The following is an 8,069-nucleotide window of genomic DNA, read 5'->3' as shown; positions in this document are numbered from 1 at the left end:
TAATCCACCCAAATTAATTTTAAGGCCGGAGAAACCATTAACGCCACCGATAACAGCTTCGTTGCTTGTTGCACCAACGTTTAAACCTAAGGTCCAGGTGTTGTACTGTCCGCTCCCACCAAATATCCTGGGTTTAGAGGCAGTGTCGGCCAGATGGCCCTGCGCCCGGCTTACATTGCCGGCGGCGATGATTAAAATAAGCAACAAAACAATGCCGGTGATACTTTTCATTAGTCAAACAGTGATCAGGAGGGGTTTATACTAAGGTATATATTATTTTAATTTTTTTTGATATTTAATTAATTCGGTATGCATAAAAACCAAAACCTTAACACGCGGGGTTTGTTGCTATATTTGTACAAAACCCAATTGTTATGTCTGCATTTAACGATCTGCTCCAGTCGGGCAAGCCCGTGCTGGTTGATTTCAGCGCCGAGTGGTGCGGCCCCTGCCAGGCCATGCCGCCAATATTAAAACAGGTTAAAGAGATGCTCGGCGATGGCATTACCATCCTTAAAGTTGATATCGATAAAAACCCGGCTACGGCCAGCGCCTATAACGTGCAAAGTGTGCCTACGCTCATCCTGTTTAAAAACGGACAAACCAAATGGCGCAAAAGCGGCGTAATGCAGGCTTCGGCACTTAAAAAAGTGATTGAGCAGCACGGCTGATGGCATCATTCGAATTATTGTGTCATTGATCATTAAGCTGATCGATGGTCAAATGATTAATGATAAATGGTCACTCGTGAAATCTTTTGCCGAAAAACTCATCAATCCGCTGGTTAAAGGCGCTTACATGCTCACTGATGGTGTAATGATCATCGCGCGGTATTACCCATAAATTAGCGTACAGCAGGTTATTATAAATAAGTTGCGTATGCTCGCGGCGGATGATATCGTACTCGCCGCAGATAACCAGTACCGGGCATTTAATGTTATGCAGCTGCCCTAAGTCAATATGGGGTTGTTCGGCATCCAGGCGCACCAGTTTATCATGCTGCTTTTGGGCGGCAGTTTTTGCTGCGCCGCTTTTTGCCACGGCGTACTCCTTTTGCAGATCGTGCCACCCGGCAGGCACCAGGGCAGTGCTGCCCGGCCACAGGTTAGCGCCCGATACGGCCATTTTTTCGACCTTAGCGGGATGGCGTATCGCCATCAGCAGGGCAGTTATGCCACCATCGCTCCAGCCCAGCACACAGGCCCGTGGGGCATGCACGCTATCCAGCAGGTCGGCGCAGTCGTCGGCCATCTGTTCAAAGGTAAGCGAGTCGCGCGTGTCGGCGCTGCGGCCCTGCGCCCGGCTGTCGGCCACAATAACCCGGTAGTTTTGGGCAAAATAGCCAATGTTGCGGCTAAAGGTACTGATGCTGCCGCCGTTGCCGTGTATCATGAGCAGGGGCCTGCCCTGGCCGTAAACCTCGCAATACATCTGCATCCCGCGGATGCGGTAATACCTGCCCGCCGTTTTATTATCGCCGTAAGGCGTATGGTCGCGGTGGCAGGCCTGCAGTAACAAAACCGCCAGTAACAGTACAATAAATTTTTGCATATATTAAATATACAAAACAAAAAAAGCCCCGCAAGGGGCCATAGGTAAATGCAGGGTATTGTTGTTTTCAAGCCGCGGTTTTGGGCTGCTTGTAGCGCAGCACCATACCGTTAAGGTTGGCTTTAATATGTTGTTGTTTTTGTAACTGATGGGTTATGCTGGCCTGCAGGGCGTTAACATGGCGGCGTTTTACCTTTTGCCTGCCTACAAGCTGGTTAAAGGTATCGGCTGTGTAAACGTTATTGTGCAGTACCTGCAGGGTGCCGATGGTAGTATCGTAGGTGTTGCCGTCAAAAAGGCGGTCTTGCAGGCGTTCGGCATGGCTGCTTAGCAGGTTAATAAGTTCGGCGTTAAGGTTGCGCGCCCGCCTGAACTGGTGCGCGGCATCCAGCGCTTTTTGTTTAGGCGCAATTACAAAATGATTGTAGACGCAGGCAATGCCGAGCAACATCATTACGGCAAGATAAAGTGCGGTAGTGAACATGATTTTTTAGGTTTAGGTTACTCATAGTGTGTGATATAGCTGCTGTATACGTATACTCATGAAAAAAAGTTTACACACTTGAATTATTTTTATTTTTAAGTTAAAATGATGTTTTTGATATAGCAGGATGTAATATGCCGATGATGGCCCTCAGGGCAGTACCTGCCTGCCGACAGGCAGGTACTGCTAACCCTAACGCAGATATTAAGGGCAAAGAGGTACGGGAAACTACAAAAAGCAAAAACGCCCGGGGCAAAGCACCCGGGCGGTATTTTAATCAATAGCTAATGCCTTATGAACCAGCCGCTATGCTGCCATGCGGTTAAACCGGTCAAGCAGTTTGTGGTAATCGGCCCTGATCTGTTGCTGCATTTGTATCTGTTTGCTGATGTTTTGCTGTAGTGCCTCAACATGTGCGCGGCCAGCCTTTTGTTTACCTGCCAGTTGTTTAAAGTTTTGGGTTGTATACAGGTTATCGCGCAGGTTTTGCAGTGCATCCAGCGTATCGTCGAAGGTAGCGCCGTTAAATGCCAGGCCAGCATACTCCAGCCTTGCGGCATCCTGCCAAAGCAGGTTGATCAGCTCGGTATTGAGGTTGCGCGCATATCTGAACTGGCGGACCCGATCCAGCCGTTGTATCTTAGGTGTAAAAACGTACCTTTTATAAGCCTGGGCATACAAAATGCCCAGCAAGGCCAGAACGGAAAAATAAACAACATAGTCAGACATGGCTCTTAAATTTTAATATTAATATTAATCCCTGCGGTAGCTGTATACAGTTGTATACGGAGCTGCAGATAAAAGAGTTTCCCTTTTTGCAGTTATTTTTTCTTTAAGTTAAAAAACGCACCCCAAAGCCAAAAAACGAGCACATAAAGCCATATAACAGTAAATTAACCAATATTATTTTTTGCACATGGCCATCACTTACAAAAAAACTATATTTACAACCGCCCGTCATCCAGGCCGGGTACCGCCACGTATGTACCTGCGTATTGAAACGCCAGCACCCAAAACACTGATTGGCATGAGCATGCCTATGTCGTTCGCCAATATCCAAACGCCTGCACTATGGCGCAGCTTTATGCCGCGGCTCGGCGAAGTTAAAAACCGCGTGGGCGCCAACCGCTATTCGGCCGAGGTTTATCCGCCCGGGTACTATAACAATTTTAACCCTGCCAATACCTTCGATAAGTGGGCCGCTGTTGAGGTATCCGCTGTTAGCGATATACCCGCCGGTATGCAAACTTTACCTTTCGAAGGTCAATACGCCGTGTTTTTACATACCGGCCCGGCAAGCTTGGGCGCTAAAACCTATAACTATATTTTTTTAAACTGGCTGCCCGCATCGGGCTATATGCTTGATGACCGGCCACATTTTGCGGTGATGGGCGATAAGTATAAAGGCGAGGACGCGGCATCCGAAGAAGAGATATGGATCCCTGTAAGGGCAAAATAACCGGCAGTGCCAGCCACAAGGTTAAGCCCTGTGCAGCCGTGTAACATATCGCGATGCTGAAAACGTTATATGCCCTTACTGATGACAAACAGGGTATTTGTATTTTTTTAATTCCGGAGATATTTTTTTTCATATATAGTAAAATAATATTTTTTATTGTGTTTTATATTTAAAGAAGTATTTTAGGTATGTAAAATATTAAACCAATGCTTATGGGGAAGGCCACTCTTTAATTTAACCAGTTACGGCGGCTTTAAGCTGCAAACCTTTATTTATCAATTAAATCTGCAATTTTTCAAAAAAACACAATTTTTATGGATGCTTTTATCAGCGAGATAAGGATATTCCCTTTTACGTACAATCCGGTTGGTTGGATACCCTGCGATGGGCGCGAGTTAAACGTGGGGCAGTACCAGGCGCTTTATTCTTTGATCGGTAATATGTACGGCGGCACAGCGCCACAAACCTTTTGCGTGCCCAATTTTAATGTTAATGGTACGGCCAATATGGCCGTAGGCACCGGTACGGCTGTAACCGGTACCGTATACCAACTGGCCAAGCCGGGGGGTATAGCAGCGGTAACATTAACCGAGAGCCAGATGCCCAATCATACGCATACGTTCAACTTTTCGAATAATCCTATACCGGCACAATCATCAAATACACCTAAAGCCAATACCTATTTCTCAAGGCCGTATGCATCGGCCACCAATGTACTTGGCACAGCGTTTAACGTGCAGCCAACCGGTAATATTCAGGCTTCGCTCAACACCAGTGCGTTAGGCATATATGCAGGCACCGGCGGGCCGCACAATAACCTGATGCCTTTTGTAGCCATGGGTTTTTTTATTAACTACGATGGCGAATACCCGGTTTCGAATTAAAAATCTCACTCATCATTAAACAAAAAAACTATGGACCCATTTGTTGGAGAGATAAGAACATTCTCCTTCGGTAAAATACCTAACGGCTGGATGGCATGCAACGGGCAAAGCCTGCAAATTAAGCAATACGCAGCTCTTTACGCCCTTATCGGTACCTATTTTGGCGGCGATGGCGTAAATACCTTTAACCTGCCAAACCTACAGGGCGCCACCGTTGTTGCCGACTATTTAAACCGAACAAGCTATAAATTAGGCGCTACAGGCGGCACTGAAACAGTGGCCCTGACGACAGCCACCACCCCTGCGCACGCGCATTACGTGATTGTTAACACCAATGTGCCGACAGCTAACGTACAGCCTGCCGCTTCATACCTGTCGCCCCTGGCGCTTCACCAGACAACTGCGGCAACCCCGCTGGTAGCTATTAACGGTTATGCACCGGCTGCGACAGGCTCAAACCCGCCCGCACCGGCAAACCCGGTTGTGCTCCCAGCTGCAACTATCGGCACCGATGGTGCGGGCGCGGCACATAATAATATGTCGCCATACCTTACCATGAACGTTTGTATAGCCACCTTGGGTAATTTTCCACCACGTAATTAAAAACTTTAAATATTTAAAATTATGGATCCGATTACAGGAGAGATCAGATTTTTTGCCGGCCCTAAAATACCCGTAAACTGGCACGCTTGCGATGGTTCGACCGTGAGCATACAGCAATACCCGGCATTGTTTTCGTTAATTGGCACTACTTACGGCGGCGACGGCGTATCTACATTTGGCCTGCCCGATCTGCGCGGCCGTGCCATAGTAAGCCAGGGTACCGCTTTAAGTAAAACGGTTTATACACTGGGTTCACACGGCGGTACCGAAACGGTTACCCTGGCCCAGGACAACATCGTGACACACACGCATAGCTTTACCGTTGGCGCAACACCGGCAACAACGCAATCGCCAAGCGGCTCGTTTTTAGCCGAACCACAGCCAAACACCACTTATGCGTATGTGCCTACAAATATTACGGGGGTAAAAACGGCCAGTATCGCGGCCGGCGCACTTACAAGCTCTGGCGGGAACCAGGCACACGAAAACCGCCAGCCGTATTTGCCGGTTAATTATCTTATTTGCTTAAATGGCATTTATCCCGAATTCCCATCTTAATCTATTGATAACAAAAACGGCGCCCGTATAGATACGGGCGCCGTTTTTGTTTTGCCGGGGCCATATCGCCAATAACTACGAAAGAAAAACTATCGTTTTACTGGATTTGGATTTCGGGTACCTGGTAAGCCACCAGCGCCTTTAAAACATCGCCGCGGTACGTTTTTAAAGTTTTTAAAAAGTTCATCGTATCATCGCCATAAGCACGATGGCTGATACCGAACAGCAATACGCCTTTGTGACCGGCTTTATCGGTGTAAGGTTTGTAATGATATCCGCTCCATTCTATAACACTCAGATCATCGCCCGTGCTTTCGCTCATAATAAAATCAAGAATGTACTCACCGGTCTGCTCGTTTTTTATGATCTGGTAATTACAAACCTTGTCGGTTTTTTTTCTTTCCAGGATGTTATTCACCTGCGCCTGGGCCGCATCTTTAACAGTGAGATCGGTAATTATAAAATCAACCAGCACCATATCTTTAAAATGCTCAACAGCATCGCCATGCGTAATATATTCCTGCTTGTAATAGGTGTCGTTGGGGTGGCTGCTCCAGGTTAAGGTAAATTTGGTGTTGTTAAATATGATATCGGTTGGTGTACCATAATAATTTACAACGTCGGCAGCGGGTTTAACATGTAATTGCCCGATGATGAGCAACGGTAAAAGCAACAGTGTGTTCAGGTATTTATTCATCAATTAAATATAGCATTTTTTGATAAAGAATGCTTTTACAGTTGTACAATTACCAACCGCCGAAACATAGGAGCCGATTAGCAAAATTTATTCGGCTTATAACAAACCGCTGCCGCCGACTTTCTGACTCCGGACTCAAGGCTGCCCCTTAAAACTCCTCAGTAAATAACGTCATCTCCTTAATACCTATGCCCGGCGCGGCATGGCTAATGTTTAATCTGAACACCCTTGCTGTTACCGGCGCAAATGGTTTTAGCACTCCCCGGCCTATTTTGCCGCCGCTCAAAATGGTTTTCCATTGGCCGGCATCCTGGTACTCGAGCTTAAACTCTTTAACAGCGTTTTTATCTTCCTGCAAGGCCAGGGCGCATATTTTGCAGGCCCGGCCCAGGTCGACCTGCAGCCAGGCCGTGGTATCGGCAGCGGCGGCGTGCCAGGCGGTTTCGGTTAATCCGTCGATAGCTTTGGCGGCATTATCGTCGCCCAACTCGCCCGATGCGCTGGCCGTTTTACCGACAGATGGTATCGCAGGTACTACAGGCTCGCCCACAAACTGCAGCGCTATAACGCTGGCAATGCTATCGGGCGCGGCCAAAGGCAGTGTTAGCGTTAAACCCTCGCCGGTAGTTTTATATTTAACAGGCTTGCCGTTGGCCAGCAATGTAGCTTTGCTAATTTGGTTTTTAAGCGGAACGTTAAGCACGCCGTTTTTTGGCCAGTTAAATACATGCAGGTACAGGGTTTGCCCCTTGCGTGTACTGCGGCCCCAGCTTAAATAACTAAACGGACCGTTAGTGGTGCCGTGTATGGCCTCGCCGTTAACATCCATCCAACGGCCAATTTGCTGCAGGCGCTCAACCGAAGCATCGGGTACCAAACCCTCGCTGGTAGGGCCAATATTAAGCAGGTAGTTGCCGCCTTTGCTGGCAATATCCACCAAGTTTTGTATCAGGGTACGGGTACTTTTCCAGTTATGATCGTAGCTTTTATAGCCCCAGGTATCGTTCATGGTCATGCAGCTTTCCCAGTTTTTGCCGGGCAGGCCCGTTGCCGGGATGTACTGCTCGGGTGTTTCAAGGTCGCCGCCAAAGCCGCCGCCCAAACGGTTGTTGTAAATAATATTGGGTTGCAGCTTAAGCAGATCATAAATTTTAGCGGCGTTATCGTGGTTCATCTGTGCCGGGGTATCAAACCATAAAACCGATATCGGGCCGTATTTGGTTAGTATCTCTTTCATTTGCGGTACGGCAATATCATCGATGTATTTATCAAAGCTGCCTTCCTGCGCCTTATCCCAATAACCGCCGTAGGCGCCGCCACCGGGGTGGTTCCAATCCTGATCCTGCGAGTAGTACAGGCCAAATTTTATACCGTATTTTTTACAGGCTGCGGCCATTTCGGCAATTACATCGCGCTTAAACGGTGTGGCATTAACAATGTTAAAATTGCTGGCATCGCTTTTAAACATGGCAAAACCATCGTGGTGCTTGCTCGTGATAACGATGTAGCGCATGCCCGCCGCCTTGGCCAGTTTAACAACGGTTTCGGCGTTAAACTTTACAGGGTTAAACTGTTTGGCATATTGCCGGTAAACGGCCATGGGTATTTTGCCCTTGTTCATTATCCACTCGCCAATGCCGGGTATTTGTTTACCATCGTAAGTACCGGCGGGTACCGAGTATATGCCCCAGTGGATAAACATGCCAAAACGGGCCTCGTTCCACCATTGCATGCGCTGGCGGCGGTGAGCTTCGGTTTCGGGCTGCTGCGCCAGGATGGTTTTACCAAGCAACAGCAGGGCGGCAAAAAGCAGGGTTAGTTTTTTCATCGTTA

The 8,069-nt window shown here is 47.8% G+C and carries 10 protein-coding genes and 1 pseudogene; 5 read left to right on the top strand and 6 right to left on the bottom strand.

Going from position 1 to position 8,069, the window contains the following annotated elements; genetic code table 11:
- A pseudogene (locus tag BEL04_RS14715) lies at positions 1-231 on the bottom strand (hypothetical protein); the annotation flags it as partial.
- A gap of 143 nt (positions 232-374) precedes the next feature.
- Between BEL04_RS14715 and trxA the strand changes: the two are divergent.
- Positions 375-671, top strand: coding sequence for a thioredoxin (gene trxA / locus BEL04_RS14710; protein WP_066005181.1), 297 nt, complete (start codon positions 375-377; stop codon positions 669-671).
- Between the two features lie 70 nt (positions 672-741).
- Here trxA and BEL04_RS14705 read toward each other — a convergent pair whose 3' ends face one another.
- From BEL04_RS14705 to BEL04_RS14695, 3 genes are all read right to left on the bottom strand, one after another.
- Complete coding sequence (locus BEL04_RS14705) at positions 742-1,551, bottom strand: alpha/beta fold hydrolase (RefSeq protein WP_066005180.1); 810 nt, start codon at positions 1,549-1,551, stop codon at positions 742-744.
- A gap of 67 nt (positions 1,552-1,618) precedes the next feature.
- Entirely contained in the window at positions 1,619-2,035 is a 417-nt protein-coding gene (locus BEL04_RS14700; RefSeq protein WP_139113052.1) for a hypothetical protein, read from the bottom strand.
- 306 nt (positions 2,036-2,341) lie between these two features.
- The gene (locus tag BEL04_RS14695) at positions 2,342-2,764 is read right to left on the bottom strand and encodes a hypothetical protein (protein WP_066005178.1); all 423 of its coding nucleotides are present in this window, start codon (positions 2,762-2,764) and stop codon (positions 2,342-2,344) included.
- A gap of 187 nt (positions 2,765-2,951) precedes the next feature.
- Between BEL04_RS14695 and BEL04_RS14690 the strand changes: the two genes are divergently transcribed.
- From BEL04_RS14690 to BEL04_RS14675, 4 genes are all read left to right on the top strand, one after another.
- Positions 2,952-3,494: a GyrI-like domain-containing protein gene (locus BEL04_RS14690; protein WP_254659581.1), complete on the top strand. Its 543-nt coding sequence runs from the start codon at positions 2,952-2,954 to the stop codon at positions 3,492-3,494.
- A 314-nt stretch (positions 3,495-3,808) separates the two neighbouring features.
- A complete protein-coding gene (locus BEL04_RS14685) occupies positions 3,809-4,378 on the top strand; it encodes a phage tail protein (protein WP_066005177.1) in 570 nt (189 codons plus the stop codon).
- A 30-nt stretch (positions 4,379-4,408) separates the two neighbouring features.
- Positions 4,409-4,981, top strand: coding sequence for a phage tail protein (locus BEL04_RS14680; RefSeq protein WP_066005176.1), 573 nt, complete (start codon positions 4,409-4,411; stop codon positions 4,979-4,981).
- Positions 4,982-5,002: 21 nt separating this feature from the next.
- Positions 5,003-5,539 (top strand): phage tail protein, encoded by a 537-nt coding sequence (locus BEL04_RS14675; protein ID WP_066005174.1) that lies wholly within the window; start codon positions 5,003-5,005, stop codon positions 5,537-5,539.
- A gap of 97 nt (positions 5,540-5,636) precedes the next feature.
- Here BEL04_RS14675 and BEL04_RS14670 read toward each other — a convergent pair whose 3' ends face one another.
- On the bottom strand, positions 5,637-6,236 hold the full coding sequence (locus BEL04_RS14670) for a hypothetical protein (RefSeq protein WP_066005172.1): 600 nt from the start codon (positions 6,234-6,236) through the stop codon (positions 5,637-5,639).
- 148 nt (positions 6,237-6,384) lie between these two features.
- Positions 6,385-8,064 (bottom strand): alpha-L-fucosidase, encoded by a 1,680-nt coding sequence (locus BEL04_RS14665; protein WP_066005169.1) that lies wholly within the window; start codon positions 8,062-8,064, stop codon positions 6,385-6,387.
- Between the last annotated feature and the right edge of the window lie 5 nt (positions 8,065-8,069).

Origin of the sequence: Mucilaginibacter sp. PPCGB 2223 (genome assembly GCF_001705515.1) — a bacterium.
Taxonomy (GTDB): domain Bacteria; phylum Bacteroidota; class Bacteroidia; order Sphingobacteriales; family Sphingobacteriaceae; genus Mucilaginibacter.
Note: the sequence above shows the minus strand (reverse complement) of the source record. Positions and strands in the feature narration are given on the sequence as shown.